This is a genomic window from Kutzneria sp. NPDC052558 (genome assembly GCF_044547355.1).
Taxonomy (GTDB): domain Bacteria; phylum Actinomycetota; class Actinomycetes; order Mycobacteriales; family Pseudonocardiaceae; genus Kutzneria.
This window is the reverse complement of sequence record NZ_JBIUAG010000003.1, coordinates 452,461-471,298: the sequence shown is the minus strand read 5'-3', so window position 1 is coordinate 471,298 and position 18,838 is coordinate 452,461. Positions and strand designations below refer to the sequence as shown.

Sequence of the window (18,838 nt, the reverse complement as noted above, 5' to 3'; positions counted from 1 at the left end):
AAATCCTGGCGGTCAGGCCTGCTGGTGGTAGGCGTCCAGGACATCGGCGGGGATGCGGCCGCGGTCGGAGACCTTCATGCCCTGCTTGCGGGCCCATTCCCGGATGGCCTGGTTCTGCTCGCGGTCGGCGGCGGCGGGACGCGGGGTGCGGCCGGCGGCGCCGGCGGGGCGGCCGGGGTTGCGCTTGCGGCCGCCGGAACGGCGGGCGGAGGCCACGAAAGCGGCCAATCCGTCGCGCAGCTTGCTCGCATTGTTCACCGAAAGATCGATCTGGTACGCCACGCCGTCGAGAGCGAACTCGAGAGTCTCACTGGCTTCGGACCCGTCCAGGTCATCGATCAGGGCGACAGTGACCTTCTGCGCCATGAGCGGCCTCCTACACAGAGTGCGCCGCGGAAAGGGGTCCAATCGGCGGCTGCCCGTTAAAATCTGTCTTGGGGACAGATTAGCGCATATCTATCGCACGCCGTCAATGGCAGCCGCCGATTCACCTCATTCGGGTCGCACGAGTGGGAACAGGATCGTCTCCCGGATACCGAGACCGGTCAGCGCCATCAGGAGGCGATCGATGCCCATTCCGACGCCACCGCTCGGTGGCATTCCGTACTCCAACGAACGCAGAAAGTCCTCGTCCACGGGCATCGCCTCGGCGTCGCCGGCCGCGGCCAGCCGCGACTGCTCGGTCAGCCGCTGCCGCTCGACCACCGGATCCACCAGCTCGGAGTAACCGGTCGCCAGCTCGAATCCGCGGACGTAGAGGTCCCACTTCTCGGCCAGGCCGGGCGTATCGCGGTGCTCGCGGGTCAGTGGCGAGGTCTCGACCGGGAAATCGCGCACGAATGCCGGCGCGTGCAGGTGGTCGCCGACCAGGTGCTCGAACAGCTCCTCGACGAGCTTTCCGTGACCCAGCTTCGGGTCCACCTCCAGCCCGCGCGCGTCGGCGTGCTTGCGCAGCAGCTCGGCCGGGGTCTGCGGGGTGATCTCGGAGTCCAGCGCCTCCGACAGCGAGCCGTACATGGTCAGCTCGGTCCAGTCCCCGGACAGGTCGTACTCGGCGCCGTCGGCCAGCGTGACGACCTGGGAGCCCAGCACGGCCTGGGCCGCCTCCTGGATGAGCTGCCTGGTCAGGGCGGCCATCGAGTCATAGGTGCCATACGCCTGGTAGAACTCGAGCATGGCGAACTCCGGGGAGTGCGAGGAGTCGGATCCCTCGTTCCGGAAGTTCCTGTTGATCTCGAAGACCTTCTCGATACCGCCGACCACACAGCGCTTCAGGTACAGTTCCGGCGCGATCCGCAGGAACAGGTCAATGCCCAGCGCGTTCGAGTGCGTGACGAACGGACGCGCGGTGGCGCCCCCCTGCAACGTTTGCAGCATCGGCGTCTCGACTTCGAGGAAACCCCGCTGGTGGAACGAATCGCGCAGGGACCGAACAACGCCGGCCCTGGTGCGCACGGTGTGCATGGCCTGCGGCCGCAGGATCAGGTCGACGTAACGCTGCCGAATGCGCGTTTCCTCGGCCAGCTCCTTGTGCGCGACCGGCAGCGGGCGAAGCGACTTGGCCGCCATCCGCCACTCGTCGGCCATCACCGAGAGTTCACCGCGGCGCGAGGTGATGACCTCGCCGTGCACAAATACGTGATCGCCCAGGTCGACGGTCGCCTTCCAGTCGGAAAGGGCTTCCTCGCCGACCTGGGCCAGGCTCAGCATCGCCTGGAGTTCGGTTCCGTCGCCCTCACGCAACGTGGCGAAGCACAGCTTGCCGGTGTTGCGGATGAACATCACGCGGCCGGTGACGCCGACGATGTCGCCGGTCGCGGTGTCCGGCGGCAGATCCTGGTGGGATTCGCGGACCTCGCTGAGCGAGTGGGTGCGCGGCAGCTCGACCGGATAGGGCGACACGCCCCGTTCCAGCATCCGCTCACGCTTCTCCCGGCGGATGCGGAGCTGCTCGGGAAGGTCGTCGTCCGTGGCGGAATGGGAAGGGTTGTGTTCGGTCACGGCTCACAAGGTTACGGACTCACCGCCCGTGACCACGAACCGGTTAACGTCGGATCATGGCAGGCGAGGAGTTGATCTCCGGGCGGGCGGCGTCGTTCGGCCGCCGGGCGGCGGACTACGCGCAACACCGCCCCGACTATCCCGTCGCGGCGGTGGAATGGGCGCTGGCCCCGGTGGCCGCCGAACGGCCTCGGGTGCTGGACCTGGCCGCCGGCACCGGCAAGCTGACCGCGATGATCGCCGCCCTCGGGTTGGACGTGGTGGCCGTGGAGCCGGACGACGCGATGCGGGCGGAGCTGTCGGCGCTGCTGCCGGAGGTCACTGCCCTGTCCGGCGCCGCCGAGCGGATCCCGCTGCCGGACGCCTCCGTGGACGCCGTGCTGGTCGGGCAGGCCCTGCACTGGTTCGACCACGAGCGCGCGCTGCCGGAGATCGGCCGGGTGCTGCGGCGCGGCGGCGTGCTGGCCGGGCTGTGGCTGGACGACGACACCAGCGTGGAGTGGGTCGCCGGCATGGACCGGATCTACACCGCGCACACCCCCGGCGACGAGTCCCGCGGCATGGTGCTGCCGGTCGAGCTCGGGCCGTTCGAGCCGCAGGAGCAGGCCGAGTTCCCGCACCGTCAGCGACGGACCGCCGAGACGCTGGTGGCCACGGCGGCCACGCACTCCAAGCTGCTCACGATGCCGGAGCCGGAGCGTGGTCAGGCCCTGGACCGGATGCTGGCCTACCTCAAGTCACGGCCGGAGACCGCCGAGGGCGAGTTCGACTTCCCCATGCGGGCCGTCGTCCTGCGCGCCATCCGCTCCTGACCGCCACCCCACCACCCATCTACCACCACCCCTGACCCCTACTCATTTTTTGCCACATGTGGCGCACATGTGGCGCCTGGGCGCGAATGTGGTCCACGTGTGGCGAAAAAGAGGGGGGAGAGGGAGGGAGACAGGCCCGGGCTCAGGTGGTGGCGTTGCGTTCGTAGACGAGGCGGAGGCCGAGCAGGGTGAGGTCGGGGATGTGGTGGTCGATCAGCTCCGCCTCGCCGACCACCAGCGGGGCCAGCCAGCCGGTGGCGATCACGGTGACGGGCCCGGCCGGGTCGAGGGCGGCGATCATGCGGCGGACCAGGCCGTCGACCTGTCCGGAGTAGCCGTAGAGGATGCCGGACTGAAGGCATTCCACGGTGTTCTTGCCGATCACCGAGCGGGGCCGCCGCACGTCGACGCGGCGCAGCTGGGCGCCGCTGGCGGCCAGGGCGTCGATGGAGACGGCGACGCCGGGCAGGAAGGCGCCGCCGAGGAACTCGCCCTTGGCGGTGGAGACGTCGATGTTGGTGACGGTGCCGAAGTCGACGACCACGCAGGCGGTGTCGTACAGGTGGTGCGCGGCCATGGTGTTGACCAGCCGGTCGCCGCCCACCTCCTTGGGGTTGTCGACCAGCAGCGGCACACCGGTGCGCACCCCGGGCTGCACCACGATCCGCGGCACGTCGCCGTAGTAGCGGGCCAGCATCACGCGCAGTTCCTGCAGCACCGCGGGCACGTTGGACAGCGCGGACACCCCGGTCACCTGGTCGGCGAGCGGGCCGAGCATGCCTCGCATGCCCAGCGCCAGCTCGTCGGCGGTCATCCGGACGTCGGTGCGCATCCGCCAGTCGTGCACCAGCTCACTGCCCTCGTAGAGGCCGAGGGCGATGTTGGTGTTGCCGATGTCGACGCACAGCAGCACGGCGGGTTACGCCTCGGCCTGTAGCAGCGCGTCCAGGCGCGCGGCGTCCGAAGTCTCGGCGTGGACCTCGGCTCCGGAGGTGAGGCCGAAGCCGGCCGGGGCGTGCGCCGGGTCCTCGCCGCGGTCCAGGATCTTGTTGTCGGCGTCGACGAACACGATCTTGGGCCGGTAGGCGATGGACTCGATCTCGTCCATCACGCCGTAGGAGATCAGGATGACCAGGTCTCCCGGGTGCACCAGGTGCGCGGCCGCGCCGTTGATGCCGATGACGCCGCTGCCCCGCTCGCCGGGGATGACGTAGGTCTCCAGCCGCGCGCCGTTGGTGACGTCGACGATGGCCACCTGCTCGCCGGGCAGCAGGTCGGCCGCCTGCATCAGGTCCTCGTCGATGGTGACGGAACCGACGTAGTCCAGGTCGGCCTGGGTGACCACAGCTCTGTGGATCTTGGACTTCAGCATCGTGCGGAACATGTCCCGCCCCTTCTCACTGGCCTTCGGCGCCGAGCTGCACCGAGGCGTTGTCGATCAGCCGGGTGTCCCCGACCTTGGCCGCCACCAGCAGCCGGGCGTCGCCGGTGGCCGGCGCCGGGCCGAGGTCGGGGGCCCGCAGCTCCAGGTAGAACACGTCCACGCCGTCCTGCGCGGCCAGCACGTCGCCGGCCGCCTTGAGCGCCGCCTCGGGGCCGTCGAAGGCGGCGTGCCGGCCGGCGGCCATCGCCGCCGACAGCGCCACCGCGGCCTCCCGCTGCGGCGGGGACAGGTAGACGTTGCGCGAGGACAGGGCCAGCCCGTCGGCCTCCCTGATGATCGGCACGCCCACGACCTGCACGTCGAAGCGCAGCTCGCGGACCATCCGGCGGATCAGCGTCAGCTGCTGGTAGTCCTTCTCCCCGAAGAAGGCCATGTCCGGCCGGACGATGTTGAACAGCTTGGCCACCACGGTCAACACGCCGGCGAAGTGGCCCTTGCGCACCGCGCCCTCCAGCTCGTCGCCGAGCGGCCCGGCCTGCACGGTGATCTGCGGCGTCTCCGGGTACATGTCCTCGACGCCCGGGGTGAAGGCCAGGTCCACGCCCTCGGCCCGCAGCTTGGCCAGGTCGGCCTCCAGCGGCCGCGGGTAGCGGTCGATGTCCTCGTTCGCGCCGAACTGCAACGGGTTCACGAAGATCGACACCACCACGACGGTGCCGGCCAGCCGCTTGGCCCGGCGGATCAGCTCCAGGTGGCCCTCGTGCAGCGCGCCCATGGTCGGCACCAGCACGACCTTGCGGCCGGCCACGCGCAGCGCCCGGGTGACCCGGCCCAGCTTCTCCGGGTCGGAGTGCACGGTCAGCTGCCCGGGCGCGTAGTCGGTCCGGGTCAGGTTCATCTCTCGGTCTCCTCGTCGAGCACGGAAAGGATCTCGGGCACGGCGTCCGCGCGCAGCACGCCGGCGTCGGCCGCCCGGTGCGCGGCGCGACGGGCCAGCGCCAGATAGGCCGGCACGGTGTCCGGCGCGGCGTCCCTCAGCACCCCCACGTGCTTGCGGACGGTGCCGACGTCGCCGCGGGCGACGGGCCCGGTGAGCGCGCGGTCGCCGTGCCGCAGCGCGTTGTCCAGCGCCGCCGACAGCAGCGGGCTGATCACCCGCTCCGCCGGCTCGATGCCGGCGTTGCGCAGCAGGCCGACGCATTCGGTGACCAGGGTGGCCAGGTGATTGGCGCCGTGGGTCAGGGCGGCGTGGTACAGCGGGCGGACCGCCTCCGGCACCCGCACCGGCTCCGCGCCCATCTCCACGACCAGCGCCTCGCCCACACTCCAACCGGCCGGATCGCCCTCGCCGGCTGTGACGCCGACGCAGCAGGCGACCACGCGGTGCAGATCCTCGGCGCGGCCGGTGAACGTCATCGCCGGGTGCAGCGCCAGCGGCAGCACGCCGATCTCCGCCGCGGGCGCGAGCACATCCACGCCGTGCGCGCCGGAGGTGTGCACCACGATCTGGCCGGGCCGCAACGACTCCGTCGCCACCAGGCCTCGCACCAGACCGCCGAGCGCGTCGTCCGGCACCGCCAGCAGCACCAGGTCCGCGCGAGCGGCCACCTCGTCCGGCGACAACAGCGGCACGTCCGGCAGCAGCTCCTCGGCCCGGCGGACCGAAGCCTTGGACACGCCGGACGCGGCGACGACGACGTGGCCCGCGCGGGCCAGGGCGGCGCCGAGCACCGCACCGACCCGACCGGCGGACACCACGCCCACGGCGAGTCGGGCAGGGCGAGTCATGGCGGTCGGAGCTCCCTTGTTGCTGTTCCAGGCCCGATCGGACGCCGGGTACCGGACCGGACGAGGCTAACCGGACTCTTCGATTCAGCCCGGCGGGCCGTGACAAGTTTCACGGGTGCCGCAAGGCCGCCCGAGACCGGGTGTCACTGCTGGCGTCGGTCCAGGTGGTGCCGGGTGGCGCGCAGCGCGTCGGGGGCGTTCACCGCGGCCCGCCGCGCGGCGAGCATCGTGGCCAACAGATTGCGCTGCCGCTGCTCGGCATCCGCCCCCGCCGCGCCGCGCTCGACGGCGTCGCGCAGGAAAGCGAGTTCGGTCGCGGCCGTCTGGTACGAGTGCACGGCCTTGGCCGCGTGAGCGCCGGCTCGCTTGCGCACGGCCGTCCGCCAGCCCCGCCGGCCGGTCAGGCTGGACAGCAGCGACACCTCGCTGTCGGCGATCCAGCCGGCCGCCGCCATGCCCGGCAGCTGCGCGGCCACCACCCGCTGCTCCCGCCGCCGCTGCCAGACCACCAGCCACACCATCGCGGCCAGGATCGGCAGGATCACCAGGAAGTAGACGATCAGGAACGCGTCCGCGCCGCCGAGCGTGGCCGAGGAGTTCCACAGCGAGTGCAGCAGCACCGCGCACACGTAGCCGATCAGCGGCGCGAACACCCGCACGCGGGAACTGGTGGTGCGGGCGGCGATGCCGATCCCGATGCCGGTCATCGACGTGAACAGCGGATGCGTGAACGGCGCGAGCACCCCTCGCAGGATGAACGCGGTGATCACGCCGCCGGTCGCGCCGCCGAAGCCGTAGGTCACGAACGCCCGGCCGAAGTACTCGATGTTCTCGGTGAAGGCGAAGCCGGTGGCCACGAAGCCGGCGTAGACGATGCCGTCGACCAGGCCGTCGAACTCCTGCCGCCGCCACACCAGCAGGCCGACCAGGAAGATGCCCTTGGCCGCCTCCTCGGTGATCGGCGCGGAGATGGTGGCGGCCACGGTGTTGCCGCCGCCGTGCCCGAGCGCCAGGTCGCCGAGCGCCTCCGCGGTGCTGTTGATCACGAGCGAGCAGATCGTCGCCCCGCAGGCGCCCCAGGCGAAGGCCAGCCACAGCAGCTTCGCCGGCTCCGGCTCCCACCGGTCGATCCACAGGAACGCGGCCACCACCGGGCCCACCGGCAGCAGCGCGGCGGCCGCGCCGACGCCCACCCCCAGCGGGCCCACCTTGCCCACGCCCAGTCCCAGCAGGACAAGTGCGGCCAGCCCGAGGGCGACCAGTCCGACCACCGGAGCCAACACGGTCCGGGTCCGTGGCGCTGCTGTCGTCACGGGGATGAACCATAGGGCCATGGAGTTGACGTGATGGCACACCCCGACTGGCCGCGGGCCTGGCGGGCAGCCCTTTACGGCCCTCTGGGCTTCTTCGCCCGCGGGTCGCGGCCGGCCGACCACTTCCGCACTTCCCCGTTGGTCGGGCCGGAGTTGGCCGAGGCGGTGGTCGAGCTGCTGGACCGGGTGGATGTGGCCCTGGACCGGCCGAATCGGCTCGATCTGGTTGACGTCGGGGCCGGCGGCGGGGAGCTGGCGGCCCAGGTTTTCGCGCTGGGCAAGCGCTTTGGGGGCCGGCTGCGGGTGCGGGCGGTGGAGCTGGTCCGGCCGCCGCTGCCGGCCGGCGTGGACTGGTCGGCGGAATTGCCCGATCAGGTGACGGGCTTGGTCATCGCCCACGAGTGGCTGGACTCGCTGCCGTGCCGGGTCGTGCAGCGGCACGAGGGCCGCATCCGTGAGGTGCACGTGGCGTCCGACGGCACGGAATCGTTGGGCGCCGAGGTGTCCTCGCCGTGGCTCGACCAGTGGTGGCCGTTGTCGGTCGACGGCCAGCGCGCGGAGATCGGCGACCCGCGAGACGCCGCGTGGGCGGACTTGGTGGCGCGAGTCGCAGCGGGGGCCGCCTTGGCCGTCGACTACGGGCATTTCGCCGGCGCCCGGCCGTTCGCCGGGTCGTTGACCGGCTATCGCGCCGGCCGGCAGGTTCCGCCGGCGCCGGACGGCAGCTGCGACATCACCGCCCACGTCGCGTTCGACGCCGTCGCCGCCGCGGCCGGCCCGTGCGAGCTGGTGACCCAGCGGGAAGCGTTGGCAGCACTGGGAATCGCCGAGGAGGCGCCGGCCGCCGGCCTCGCCGCCCAGGACCCGTTGGGCTGGTTGGCCGGGGCAAGCCGCGCCGGGCGGATCGCCGAGCTGCGCGATCCCGCCGGCCTCGGCGGCTTCCACTGGCTGCTCTGTCCCCGATCGGCCCCGATCAGCCTCGTGCGAGCATGACACCCGTGCAGATCACCGTCGGCGTCGGCGCGGGCGCCAAGTACCTGGGCGTCGACCACGTCATCGACCTCGGCCCGCTGCACCCGTCGGCGCACGGCGCGTACCGGCTGCGGCTGCTCGTCGAGGACGACGTCGTCACCGAGGCCGAGCCGCTGGTCGGGCACCTGCACCGCGGCGCGGAGAAGCTGTTCGAGGTCCGCGACTACCGGCAGGTGCTCACCCTGGCCAACCGGCATGACTGGCTGGCCGCCTTCTGCAACGAGCTCACCGTCGCGCTGGCGGTCGAGCGGATGACCGGCATGGACGTGCCGCCGCGGGCCGCATCGCTGCGAATGATCCTGTGCGAGCTGAACCGGTTGCTGGCCCATCTGGTGTTCCTCGCGCCGCTGACCCGCGAGCTCACCGGAGCGCCGACTGCCGGCACCACCGCCGCCCTGCGTGGCCGCGAGGCCGTGCAAGCGGTGATGGAGCAGGCCTCCGGCGGGCGGATCCACTTCATGGCCAACCGGATCGGCGGCCTGCGCGAGGATATGCCCGCCACCTGGGTCCCGAACGTTCGGACCCTGCTGACCTCGCTGACGGAGCTGGCGCCGGCCATTCGCGCGTCCACTGTGGACGATGATGCCTTCCGGGCCCGGCACGCCGGCCTGGGCGTGCTCTCCCGCCAGGACGCGCTGGCCCTGGGCGTCACCGGCCCCACCGGCCGGGCCAGCGGCGTCGACGTCGACCTCCGCCGCGACGGCGAACACCTTGCGTACCAGGACTTCCAGCCGGTGCTGGGCACGGCCGGCGACGCGCTGGCCCGGGTCGAATGCGTGGTCGGCGAGATCGAGCTGTCGCTGCGGCTGATCGCCGCCACCCTCGACGACCTGCCGCCCGGGCCGGTCAACCTGCGGCTGCCCAAGGCGGTCAAGGCCCCCGAGGGCTCCGTCTACGTGTGGACCGAGGCTCCGCTGGGCATCTCCGGCGTGCATCTGGCCTCACGGGGCGAGAAGACGCCGTGGCGGCTCAAGCTGCGCACGCCGTCGTTCAACAACGTGCAGGCGCTGTCCGCCCTGCTGCCCGGGACTCCGATCGCCGACCTGCCTGCCGTGCTCGGCTCGTTCGCGGTCGTGGTCGGCGACATCGACAAGTGACTAATCCTCGCTGCGCCTACGGCGGCGGCCGCGGGATTCCTCCTGGCCCAGCGACGCCAGCAGTTCGCTGACCGACTTGCCGGCGGCGTGCGCACCCGTGTCGACGACCGGGGGCGCGGCGGGCGGCGGAGGCGGGGCGGCGGGGGCCGGGGGCGGGGTGACGGCCGGCGCGGTGCGCACCGGGATCGGCATCTCCAGCGAGTTCGGCACCCAGTCCCCGAGTTCCGGGTCCCACACCGGGCCGTCCATGGGCGGCTCCGCGGCCGGCACGGGCTGCGGCGCCGCCGGCTCGGGACGACGCCGGCGACCACTGGTGTCCGGCGCGACGGCGGCGGCCTCGGCCTCGGGACGACGGCGTCGGCCGGACGCCTCGGCCGGACGCGCCGGCTCGGGCTGGCGGGCGAGCGGCGCCTTCGTCTCCGGGTTGAGGCGCATCGCCATCGTCTGCTCGGCGCGCTGCGCGGGCTGACGGGGATCGGGGCGACGCGGCTCACGGACCTCCGGCGCGCGGGCCGGCTGCTTGGGCACGGGTTGGGACGGCTCCGGCGGGCGCACCCGCATGCCGACCACGTTGGGCATGCCGGCCGGCCGGGCCTCCGGCTGACGGGGCTCGGGCTTGCGCGGCTCGGGCTGCCGGGGTTCAGGCTGCCGCGATTCGGGCTGGCGGGGCTCGGGCTGCCGAGGCTCGGGCTGGCGGGGCTGTGCCGGCGCGGCGGGCCGGGCCTCCGGCGGCTTGGCCGCGCCCGGGCGGCTGACGAACTGGGTGGCGGCCGGCTGCGCCGGGCGTTGCGGCTCGCGCCGGGGCTGCGTCGCCGGCCGGCTCAACGCGTCGGTCTGCGCGGTCGCGGTCCGGACCGGCTGCCGCACCTGCTCCGGGCGGCTCGGTTCGGGCCGGCGCGGCGCCTGATCCTTGCGCTGCACCTCGTGGGCGATCCGCTCGATCATCTCGGTCGGCAGCGCCGTCTTGTCGGCCGGCGCCGGCACGGCCGCCGCCTCCTTGCGGACCGTGCCCACGGTGATCGGCTTGCGTTCTTCCTTGGCGCTGGCGATCAACCGGTCCTCGCCCACGGCCAGCAGCCGCGACTGGTCGGACAGGGACCGCATCCGCGTCGACTCCGCCCGCAGCGCCACCCGCTCGACCAGCACCTCGCCGCCGAGCAGGGCCTCCAGGTTCTCGCGCAGCGCCCGCAGTTCCCCGCGCAGCGCCTCCAGGTCCTCCCGGGACTCCTCCTCGACGCGGCGGCGCGTGTCGGCCTCGATCTCCAACTCGTACTCGCGCCGGGCGGCGACCTCACGCTCCAGCTCGAGCTCGTAGACGGCCTGGAGGTCAGCCACCTCGTCCTCGCTGGCGGCGGCCTCCCTGCGGTACTTGACGGCCAGGAACGCGCCCACGAGGGCAGCCCACAGCGCCGAGAGGACGCCGAGGCGCAAGAACCTCGCGTCGTTGCTCAGGACGAGGACGGCGGTCGCGGCGATGGCCAGGACGAGAACCGCTACCAGGAGTAGCCGACCGTATCCACGACTGTCACCGCGCTCGCCTTCGGTCAAGCCGCTGCGGCCGGTCATGGGCTCTACGGTACCGGTCAGTTACCCGAACGAGACCTACCCTCAGGCGAATGGCCCCTCAACGGAGGCCGACGTTGTCATTCGGCTGCGGGGGATCCGGCGTCTTGCAGCAGTGCTCCAACCACAACGCGGCCGCCACCAGGCCCACCGAGCCGACCAGTCCGATCAGACCGGTCGTGCGGTCCTCCGCCGCGGCCGGGGAGGTGGCGGCCAACGGGACCACGGTCAGCAGCACCCCGGCCCACACCCCGGCCATGAGCGCACCCACCAGCGAGGACGCCTTGGCCAACGCGACCGAGCGGGCCGCCGTCAGCGGCTGCACCGGCCGGGCGCCCGGCTTGCCGGCGATGCGGTTGCGCAGCTGCCAGGCCAACACCGCCTCGATCACGGCCAGCACGCCGAAGGTCACGCCGGCCAGCCGGGGCAGCGTCGGCAGCTCCGAGTAGGCGAATCGCAGCAGGATCGCGGTGACCAGACCGGCCACCAGCGCAACGCCGATGAGATCCCGGATTTTCGTGAACTTCATCACCACTCCAGCCGCAGATCGTCCCGGCGGCGCACCCCGTCGGCGCTCAGGCCGGCCAGCACCTCGGCGATCCGGCCGTGCCCGGGCAGCACCGCGTCCGGCTCGACGTCCAGCCACGGAATCAGCACCGTGGCGCGCTCCGGCGTGCCCGGATGCGGCAGCAGCAGATCAGGATGCTCAGACGTCACACCGTCCACAGTGACCACATCGACATCAAGCGTGCGCGGGCCCCAGTGTTTCGTTCGGACCCGGCCGGCCTCGTTCTCCAGCCGCTGCCCCTTGTCCAGCCAGCCCCACTCGTCGACCTCGTCGTCGGCGACGATCAGGACGGCGTTCAGGAAGTCGGGCTGATCCTCCACGCCCCAGGCCGCCGTCTCGTAGACCGGCGACACGGCGACCAGCTGGCCCTTGAAGCCCGTCACCGCGCCCTGGAGGAAGCCGAGACGGTCTCCGAGGTTGGACCCGAGCGACAGCACCGCCCGCGTCACGGGCGCACCCGGTGGACCGTCACGGCCACGTCCTGAAAGGACAGTGGAATCGGCGCCGACGGCTTGTGCACCGTGACCTCCACCTCGCGCACCCGGTCGTCGGTCAGCACCTCGTCGGCGATGTCGCCGGCCACCGTCTCGATGAGATCCCGGGGATCCCCGGCCACGATCGCCGCCACCCGCTCGGCCAGCTCGCCGTAGTGCACGGTCTGGGTCAGGTCGTCACTCGCCGCCGCGGCCGTCAGGTCCAGCCACACCGTCACGTCGATCAGGAAGTCCTGGCCGTCGCGCTTCTCGTGCTCGAAGACGCCGTGATAGCCGAACACCCGCAGCCCAGTCAGCGTGATCCGGTCACTCGGTTTCCGCGTTCGCGGACGCCCCGCGCTGAATGATTCGCCAGCAAGCTCGCTCATTCGTCGCCTCCCCGCTGCCAGGCCCGCACCACCAGCGCCGCGTCCAGCGACCGGCCAACGTCGTGCACCCGCACCCCCCATGCGCCCTTGGCCGCCGCCAGTGTGGTGACCGCCGCCGTCGCGTCCTCACGGCCGACCGGCGGCCTCGGGTTGCCGTCGGGGTCGGCCAGCAACGCGCCCAGGAAACGTTTGCGGGACGCCCCGACCAGCAGTGGGAAACCCAGGCCCAGCAACCGGTCCAGGCCGTGCAGCAGCGCCCAGTCGTGCTCGCGCCGCTTGGCGAAGCCCAAGCCCGGATCCAGCACCAGGGCGTCGGCCGCCACCCCCGCCTTGAGCGCCGCGTCGGCCCGGGCCGACAGCTCGTCGCACACCTCGGCCACCACGTCCCGATAGGTCGCCAGGTCGTTCATGTTCTTGCTGTGGCCGCGCCAGTGCATCAGGATCCACGGCACGCCGGCCGCCGCCACCACCTTGGCCATCTGCGGATCGGCCAGGCCGCCCGAGACGTCGTTGACCACCGCCGCGCCCGCGCCCAGCGCCGCGTCCGCCACCACCGCACGGGTCGTGTCCACGCTCACCCGGACGCCCTGGGCCGCCAGCCGCTCGATCACCGGCGCCACCCGGGCGATCTCCACGTCCGCGTCCACCCGGTCCGCACCCGGCCGCGTCGACTCGCCGCCCACGTCCACCAGGTCCGCGCCGCGCTCCCACAACTGGAGGCCGTGCCGGACCGCGTCCTCGGTGCGCAGGTATCGCCCGCCGTCGGAGAACGAATCGGCGGTCACGTTGAGAACGCCCATCACGACGCAGCGGTCGGGATTCGGCAGCCGGCTGTGCACCTAACGTCCCTTGATCAGTTCGATCGCCTCGGCCCTGGAAGTCGCCGAAGTCTTGAAAATCCCCCGCACGGCCGAGGTCGTCGTCCGCGCCCCCGGCTTGCGCACCCCGCGCATCGCCATGCACAAATGCTCAGCCTCGATCACCACGATCGCCCCGCGCGGCTCCAGTTTCGCCATCAACGAGTCCGCGACCTGGGAGGTGAGCCGCTCCTGCACCTGCGGCCTTCTCGCGTACAGATCGACCAGCCGGGCCAGTTTCGACAATCCAGTGACCCGCCCGTTGGCGTTCGGGATGTACCCGACGTGCGCCACCCCGTGAAATGGGACCAAATGATGTTCACAGGTCGAGTACATTGGAATGTCGGTGACGAGGACCAATTCTTCGTGGCTTTCGTCGAACGTCTTTTCCAGCACGGATTCCGGATCCGTGTAGAGGCCGGCGAACAGCTCGCGGTAGGAGCGGGCGACCCGGGCCGGGGTGTCGCGCAGGCCCTCGCGGTCCGGGTCCTCGCCGCAGGCGATCAGCAGTTCGCGGACCGCGGCCTCGGCGCGGGCGCGGTCGAACCGGCCGTGATCGGCCGAAGCGGCCCCACTCGGGGGGCCGCTTCGGTCAACAGTGCTGGTCATGCCCACCTCCGCGAGATCGCGGACCGTCTCAACGGCCGCTGTCCCGCTCAGTGTCACCTGAATTGCCGGACGGCGTGTTCCCGTCCTGCCCGGCGGGACGGCCGCCCTCCCAGTTCGGCGTCCAGGAGCCGTTGGGCTGGGTGGCCGGGGTCCATCCGGGCGGGGCGCCGTAGTTGGGCGGACCGCCGGCGCTGCCGCCGGGCCGGGCCGGCGGGTAGGCCGAGGAGCCGTTGGTGCCGGGCAGCTCGCCGCCGCCGGGCACGGTGGCCACCGGGGTGGGCTCGGGCTCCGGCTGCTCGTCGGTGACCGGGGGCCACGGCTCGCCGCGCTCCTTGGCCAGCTCGCCGGGGGTCTTGACCGGCGGCTTGTCCGACGGGGTGCGGTTGCCGAAGTTGTTGAACTCGGTGATCCGCGGCCGCTTCTGCACCCGGGCGAAGACCCGCTCCAGGTCCTTCTGGTGCAGCGTCTCCTTGTCCACCAGCTCCAGGACCAGGTCGTCGAGCACGTCGCGGTAGGTGTTGAGCACCTGCCACGCCTCATCGTGCGCGGCCTCGATGAGCTTGCGCACCTCTTCGTCGATCTCGTGCGCGACCTCGAGCGAGTAGTTCGGGGCGTGCGACATCTGCCGGCCGAGGAACGGCTCGCCGTCCTGCTCGCCGTACTTGACCGCGCCGAGGCGGGCGCTCATGCCGTAGTCGGCGACCATCGCGCGGGCGATCTTGGTGGCCTGCTCGATGTCGTTGGAGGCGCCGGTGGTGGGCTCGTGGAAGACCAGCTCCTCGGCGGCGCGGCCGCCGAGCGCGAACACCAGCCGGGCGATCATCTCGGACCTGGTCATCAGGTCCTTGTCCTCCTCGGGCACCGACAGCGTGTGGCCGCCGGTGCGGCCGCGGGCCAGGATGGTGACCTTGTAGACCGGGTCGATGTCCGGCATGGCCCACGCGGCCAGGGCGTGCCCGGCCTCGTGGTACGCGGTGATCTTCTTCTCCTTCTCGGAGATGATCTTGCTCTTGCGCGCGGGGCCGCCGATCACGCGGTCCACCGACTCCTCCAGCGCGGCGCCGGTGATGATGGTGCCGTTGTGCCGGGCGGTGAGCAGCGCGGCCTCGTTGATCACGTTGGCCAGGTCGGCGCCGGAGAAGCCGACGGTGCGCTTGGCCAGGCCGTCCAGGTCGGCGTCCTGGGCCAACGGCTTGCCCTTGGCGTGCACCCGCAGGATGGCCTTGCGGCCGCGCAGGTCGGGCGCGCCGACGGGGATCTGCCGGTCGAAGCGGCCGGGCCGCAGCAGCGCCGGGTCCAGGATGTCGGGCCGGTTGGTGGCCGCGATGAGGATGATGCCGCCGCGCGAGTCGAAGCCGTCCATCTCGACCAGCAGCTGGTTGAGGGTCTGCTCGCGCTCGTCGTGGCCGCCGCCCAGGCCGGCGCCGCGGTGCCGGCCGACGGCGTCGATCTCGTCGACGAAGATGATGCACGGGGCGTTCTGCTTGGCCTGCTCGAACAGGTCACGCACGCGGGAGGCGCCGACACCGACGAACATCTCCACGAAGTCCGAGCCGGAGATCGAGTAGAACGGCACGCCGGCTTCGCCGGCCACGGCCCGGGCCAGCAGGGTCTTGCCGGTGCCCGGCGGGCCGTAGAGCAGCACGCCCTTGGGGATCTTGGCGCCCAGCGCCTGGTAGCGGCCGGGGTTCTGGAGGAAGTCCTTGATCTCGTGGAGCTCCTCGACCGCCTCGTCCGCGCCGGCGACGTCGCCGAACGTGGTCTTGGGCATGTCCTTGGACAGCTGCTTGGCCCGGGACTTGCCGAAGTTGAGCACCCGGTTGCCGCCGCCCTGGACGTTGTTCATCATCCACATCAGCACCAGCAGCAACAGGCCGATGGGCACCAGGATGATGAGCATGTTGGTCAGCGGACTGTCACTGGTGACCTTGACGTCGTAGGTCCCGACCTTGTTGGCCGGATCCTGGAGCATCCTGAAGATCGCGTCCTCCGAGCCGTTGGCCGGAATGGAGGTGACGATCTGGGTGTGCCCCTCGTACGCCGTTTTCAGGTCGAGCAGGAGCCGCTGCTCCTTGTCCTGGAGCGTGGCCGTCTTGACATTGCCCGTCTGCACCTGACTAATAGCAGCCGAGGTCGTCACGGGGGAGTACCCGCGAGTGTCATCGGTCAGCGTGCTGATGGCAAACCAGACAACAACCGCTGCCACGATCCAGATCAGCGGGTTGCGGAGAACGCGCTTGCGGTCCATTCACCTACGGCCGTCACGCGGCCTCGACCCTCCCTGCGTTACGTCAAGCCCTGCCTCGCGACACTGCTCAACACGTCGTGCAGTGGCGTCACCGCACCGTGCGGGACAGCCCCGTCCAGCTAGCTTACCGCCCGCCGTGGACGGACCGCGGGCGGAAGTTCGGCGCTCGGCGAACGCCGGCTCCATGACGCTCCCAACGCACGGACCTGGGCCCTGAGTTCCCGACATGACCGCCGCCACTCCCACGCCGTCCGGGTTGAACCGGGACGGGAGCCCTCACGTACCACCCGGAGCCGCTCTGCACCGGAAGAGGGAGGGTCACGGGTGCCAATGTCATCGCCGGACTGACCCGTAGGACCCAGACGAATGCGCCGTTCGGCCCAATCCGTTCGGACCGGGCCTTCGGCGGCTACCAGCCGGGGCCGCCCCGTCGACGATCCGAGGAGAACACCGCGCCCACTGTGGACGCCGACCAGGAGGTTCGCGCACCACCATGTCTACGCCAGCAGGAGCCCACCGGCCGCCGTCCCAGCCCGAGCGGGGTCGAAAGTGGCACTTCTTCTTGCCCATTCTGGTCGCCGTGCTGGCCGTGGGCGGGGTGGTCGTGGCCAACGCGGCCAACTCGGTGCGGTGCGCGGGGCAGGTGCCGCTGCGGGTGGCGGTGACGCCGGCCGCGGCGCCGGCGGTGCAGTCGGTGGCCGACGCCTTCGAGCACGACCAGAGCTCGGTCAACGGGCAGTGTGTGAAGGTGTCGGTGGTCAGCGAGGGCTCCGCCGACGTGGTGCAGTCGCTGCCGACCAGACCCATCGACCCGCCGGCGCTGTGGATCCCCGACTCGTCGCTGTGGGTGTCGACGGCGCAGGGGCTGACCGGCAAGGACCCGGTGAACAGCCCCAAGCTGGCCGAACACCCGTCGCTGGCCTCGTCGCCGCTGGTGGTGGCGGCCAGCACTGCCCAGGCCAACAAGCTGGGCTGGCCCAAGCAGCCGGTGAGCTGGCAGCGGCTGGTCAACGGGCAGATCCCGATCGCCATCGCCGACCCGGTGACCAGCACCGAGGGCGTGGCGACGCTGGGCCTGGCCCAGGGCCTGCTGCCGGCCCAGGCCAACGGCGTGCCGCCGCAGGAGCTGATCGCCGTGCTGCTGCGGCTGCGCGGCACCACGCTGAACTCGGTGACCGACGGCTTCGACAACGTCCGCCAGGACCCCGGCAGCGCGCTGCTGTTCACCACCACCGAGCAGTCCGTGGTGTCGTACAACGTGGCGTCGGCGGCCCCGTCCAAGGCGGTGGCGATCTATCCGGCCGAGGGCACCGTGCTGTTCGACTACCCGGTGGTGCGGGTCACCACCAAGAACGAGGTCACCGGCACCGACCAGGCGGCCGCCGCGTTCGAGCAGGAGCTGCGGTCGGCGCGGTCCTCGGGCATCTTCAGCGCCGCCGGCTTCCGGGACCCTCGGGGCACCGCCTCGCCGGCCTGGGGCGGCAAGGACGGCGTGCAGGCCGCGACCCCGCCGCTGCTGCCCGCGCCGTCGGCGACGCAGGTCAACACCGTGCTGCGGGCGTGGAACGTGGTGCACCTGGACGGCCGGACGCTGGCGGTGATCGACGTGTCCGGGTCGATGGTGGAGAAGATGCCCGACGGGCAGAGCCGGGTCGAGGTGGCCCGGGACGGGGCGCTGGCGGCGATGGCGCTGATGCCCGACAGCACCTACGTCGGGCTGTGGGCGTTCTCGCAGCAGCAGGGGCCGCCCAACGACTGGAAGGAGCTGGTGCCGCTCGGGCCGCTCGGCGGGCAGATCAACGGCATCAGCCAGCGGTTCGCGCTCCAGCAGGCCGCGGTGACGCTGCCGGCGCGGGTGCGGGGCGGCACCGCCCTCTACGACACGGCGTTCGCCGCGTACGAGACGCTGCGTGACGACTTCGACCCGACCAAGGTCAACGCGGTCGTGCTGATCACCGACGGCAAGAACGACAAGACCGGCGGGCTGGACCTCAACGGGCTGTTGCAGATGCTGCGGGCGCAGGCCGACCCGTCCAAGCAGGTCGAGGTGATCGGCATCGGACTGGGGCCGGACGCCGACATGAACGCGCTGCAGCAGATCGCCGCCGTCACCGGCGGCAAGGCCTACCAGGCCATGGACGCCAACTCGTTCCGCGGCGTCCTGTTCGACGCCCTGAGCCGCCGCCCCTGCACCACCACCAGCTCCTGCTGAGATGTCATGAAGGGCCCCTTACTGACGTTGAACGTCAGTAATGCGGTCTTCGTTCTTAGGTTCTTAAGGCGTGACACCTCAGGAACCCGCAGGTAGCAGCCCTGCCAGCGTCCGTGAGGCGGCCCCAGACCAGGCCGCCTCACGGCCCGCAGGCGGCGGAGCGGTCCCGGTCGCCGGCACCATCGCCGGCCGCCTGACGACCCCGCCCGACACCACAGCAATTCGGGTCGTTTCTGATTCCACATCGCCTATTATGGAATACATGGAAACGACGTCTCAGCTTCCGGCCCACACCTTCCGTGTCATCGCGCGCATTGGTGGCGACGCGCCATCGCCCGCACACGGTGCAATCACCTATCGACGGTCAAAGGACAGTCCCGACGGACGAAGTATCGAGCGGCAGCAACTCGCCATTGAACAGTGGTTGCGCTCTACCGGAATGACATGCACTGGTGCCGTTTACGCGCGGGTCACCCCGCGCCACCTCGGGGG

18 protein-coding genes are annotated in these 18,838 nt (G+C 71.6%); 4 read left to right on the top strand and 14 right to left on the bottom strand.

The features are described from left to right. Positions 1-12: 12 nt before the first annotated feature. The gene (locus tag ACIG5F_RS08765; RefSeq protein ID WP_396516836.1) at positions 13-366 is read right to left on the bottom strand and encodes an Lsr2 family protein; all 354 of its coding nucleotides are present in this window, start codon (positions 364-366) and stop codon (positions 13-15) included. Positions 367-492: 126 nt separating this feature from the next. Then, positions 493-2,001: a lysine--tRNA ligase gene (gene lysS, locus ACIG5F_RS08760; RefSeq protein WP_396516835.1), complete on the bottom strand. Its 1,509-nt coding sequence runs from the start codon at positions 1,999-2,001 to the stop codon at positions 493-495. A gap of 56 nt (positions 2,002-2,057) precedes the next feature. Here lysS and ACIG5F_RS08755 point away from each other — a divergent pair, with 56 nt between their 5' ends. Beyond that, a complete protein-coding gene (locus ACIG5F_RS08755) occupies positions 2,058-2,813 on the top strand; it encodes a class I SAM-dependent methyltransferase (RefSeq protein ID WP_396516833.1) in 756 nt (251 codons plus the stop codon). Positions 2,814-2,955: 142 nt separating this feature from the next. Here the strand turns inward: ACIG5F_RS08755 and ACIG5F_RS08750 are convergent, their stop codons facing one another. The 5 genes from ACIG5F_RS08750 to ACIG5F_RS08730 form a co-directional block, all read right to left on the bottom strand. Then, a complete protein-coding gene (locus ACIG5F_RS08750) occupies positions 2,956-3,726 on the bottom strand; it encodes a type III pantothenate kinase (RefSeq protein WP_396516832.1) in 771 nt (256 codons plus the stop codon). A gap of 6 nt (positions 3,727-3,732) precedes the next feature. Beyond that, positions 3,733-4,197 (bottom strand): aspartate 1-decarboxylase, encoded by a 465-nt coding sequence (panD, locus tag ACIG5F_RS08745; RefSeq protein WP_396516831.1) that lies wholly within the window; start codon positions 4,195-4,197, stop codon positions 3,733-3,735. A gap of 13 nt (positions 4,198-4,210) precedes the next feature. Then, positions 4,211-5,095 (bottom strand): pantoate--beta-alanine ligase, encoded by an 885-nt coding sequence (panC, locus tag ACIG5F_RS08740; protein ID WP_396516830.1) that lies wholly within the window; start codon positions 5,093-5,095, stop codon positions 4,211-4,213. Next, the gene (locus tag ACIG5F_RS08735) at positions 5,092-5,985 is read right to left on the bottom strand and encodes a Rossmann-like and DUF2520 domain-containing protein (protein WP_396516829.1); all 894 of its coding nucleotides are present in this window, start codon (positions 5,983-5,985) and stop codon (positions 5,092-5,094) included. The genes panC and ACIG5F_RS08735 overlap by 4 nt, the downstream gene beginning before the upstream one ends. 143 nt (positions 5,986-6,128) lie before the next feature. Beyond that, complete coding sequence (locus tag ACIG5F_RS08730; RefSeq protein ID WP_396516896.1) at positions 6,129-7,268, bottom strand: PrsW family intramembrane metalloprotease; 1,140 nt, start codon at positions 7,266-7,268, stop codon at positions 6,129-6,131. Between the two features lie 63 nt (positions 7,269-7,331). Between ACIG5F_RS08730 and ACIG5F_RS08725 the strand changes: the two genes are divergently transcribed. Together ACIG5F_RS08725 and ACIG5F_RS08720 are read left to right on the top strand one after the other, a co-directional pair. Continuing rightward, positions 7,332-8,291, top strand: a complete 960-nt coding sequence (locus ACIG5F_RS08725; RefSeq protein ID WP_396516828.1) for an SAM-dependent methyltransferase — start codon at positions 7,332-7,334, stop codon at positions 8,289-8,291. Further along, entirely contained in the window at positions 8,288-9,427 is a 1,140-nt protein-coding gene (locus ACIG5F_RS08720; RefSeq protein ID WP_396516827.1) for an NADH-quinone oxidoreductase subunit D, read from the top strand. Before ACIG5F_RS08725 ends, ACIG5F_RS08720 begins: the two co-directional genes overlap by 4 nt. Here ACIG5F_RS08720 and ACIG5F_RS08715 read toward each other — a convergent pair whose 3' ends face one another. Genes ACIG5F_RS08715 through ftsH form a run of 7 tightly spaced genes read right to left on the bottom strand, consistent with a single transcriptional unit; the run spans position 9,428 to position 16,134 of the window. Beyond that, positions 9,428-10,993, bottom strand: coding sequence for a DUF6779 domain-containing protein (locus tag ACIG5F_RS08715; protein ID WP_396516826.1), 1,566 nt, complete (start codon positions 10,991-10,993; stop codon positions 9,428-9,430). A 58-nt stretch (positions 10,994-11,051) separates the two neighbouring features. Then, positions 11,052-11,519 (bottom strand): DUF3180 domain-containing protein, encoded by a 468-nt coding sequence (locus ACIG5F_RS08710; RefSeq protein ID WP_396516825.1) that lies wholly within the window; start codon positions 11,517-11,519, stop codon positions 11,052-11,054. Then, entirely contained in the window at positions 11,519-12,007 is a 489-nt protein-coding gene (gene folK, locus ACIG5F_RS08705; protein ID WP_396516824.1) for a 2-amino-4-hydroxy-6-hydroxymethyldihydropteridine diphosphokinase, read from the bottom strand. Before folK ends, ACIG5F_RS08710 begins: the two co-directional genes overlap by 1 nt. Beyond that, complete coding sequence (gene folB / locus ACIG5F_RS08700) at positions 12,004-12,420, bottom strand: dihydroneopterin aldolase (RefSeq protein ID WP_396516823.1); 417 nt, start codon at positions 12,418-12,420, stop codon at positions 12,004-12,006. The genes folK and folB overlap by 4 nt, the downstream gene beginning before the upstream one ends. Continuing rightward, on the bottom strand, positions 12,417-13,220 hold the full coding sequence (folP, locus tag ACIG5F_RS08695) for a dihydropteroate synthase (protein WP_396516895.1): 804 nt from the start codon (positions 13,218-13,220) through the stop codon (positions 12,417-12,419). The genes folB and folP overlap by 4 nt, the downstream gene beginning before the upstream one ends. 39 nt (positions 13,221-13,259) lie before the next feature. Continuing rightward, positions 13,260-13,886 (bottom strand): GTP cyclohydrolase I FolE, encoded by a 627-nt coding sequence (gene folE / locus ACIG5F_RS08690; RefSeq protein WP_396516822.1) that lies wholly within the window; start codon positions 13,884-13,886, stop codon positions 13,260-13,262. 28 nt (positions 13,887-13,914) lie between these two features. Further along, complete coding sequence (gene ftsH, locus ACIG5F_RS08685) at positions 13,915-16,134, bottom strand: ATP-dependent zinc metalloprotease FtsH (RefSeq protein ID WP_396516821.1); 2,220 nt, start codon at positions 16,132-16,134, stop codon at positions 13,915-13,917. A gap of 562 nt (positions 16,135-16,696) precedes the next feature. Between ftsH and ACIG5F_RS08680 the strand changes: the two genes are divergently transcribed. Further along, entirely contained in the window at positions 16,697-18,346 is a 1,650-nt protein-coding gene (locus ACIG5F_RS08680; protein ID WP_396516820.1) for a substrate-binding domain-containing protein, read from the top strand. Positions 18,347-18,838 lie beyond the last annotated feature (492 nt).

Coding starts and splice junctions, on each gene's coding strand:
- ACIG5F_RS08765 (WP_396516836.1), bottom strand. CDS start 366: ATGGCGCAGAAGGTCACTGTCGCCCTGATCGATGACCTGGACGGGTCC.
- ACIG5F_RS08755 (WP_396516833.1), top strand. CDS start 2,058: ATGGCAGGCGAGGAGTTGATCTCCGGGCGGGCGGCGTCGTTCGGCCGC.
- panD (WP_396516831.1), bottom strand. CDS start 4,197: ATGTTCCGCACGATGCTGAAGTCCAAGATCCACAGAGCTGTGGTCACC.
- panC (WP_396516830.1), bottom strand. CDS start 5,095: ATGAACCTGACCCGGACCGACTACGCGCCCGGGCAGCTGACCGTGCAC.
- ACIG5F_RS08735 (WP_396516829.1), bottom strand. CDS start 5,985: ATGACTCGCCCTGCCCGACTCGCCGTGGGCGTGGTGTCCGCCGGTCGG.
- ACIG5F_RS08725 (WP_396516828.1), top strand. CDS start 7,332: ATGGCACACCCCGACTGGCCGCGGGCCTGGCGGGCAGCCCTTTACGGC.
- ACIG5F_RS08720 (WP_396516827.1), top strand. CDS start 8,288: ATGACACCCGTGCAGATCACCGTCGGCGTCGGCGCGGGCGCCAAGTAC.
- ACIG5F_RS08715 (WP_396516826.1), bottom strand. CDS start 10,993: ATGACCGGCCGCAGCGGCTTGACCGAAGGCGAGCGCGGTGACAGTCGT.
- ACIG5F_RS08710 (WP_396516825.1), bottom strand. CDS start 11,519: ATGAAGTTCACGAAAATCCGGGATCTCATCGGCGTTGCGCTGGTGGCC.
- folB (WP_396516823.1), bottom strand. CDS start 12,420: ATGAGCGAGCTTGCTGGCGAATCATTCAGCGCGGGGCGTCCGCGAACG.
- folP (WP_396516895.1), bottom strand. CDS start 13,220: ATGGGCGTTCTCAACGTGACCGCCGATTCGTTCTCCGACGGCGGGCGA.
- folE (WP_396516822.1), bottom strand. CDS start 13,886: ATGACCAGCACTGTTGACCGAAGCGGCCCCCCGAGTGGGGCCGCTTCG.
- ftsH (WP_396516821.1), bottom strand. CDS start 16,134: ATGGACCGCAAGCGCGTTCTCCGCAACCCGCTGATCTGGATCGTGGCA.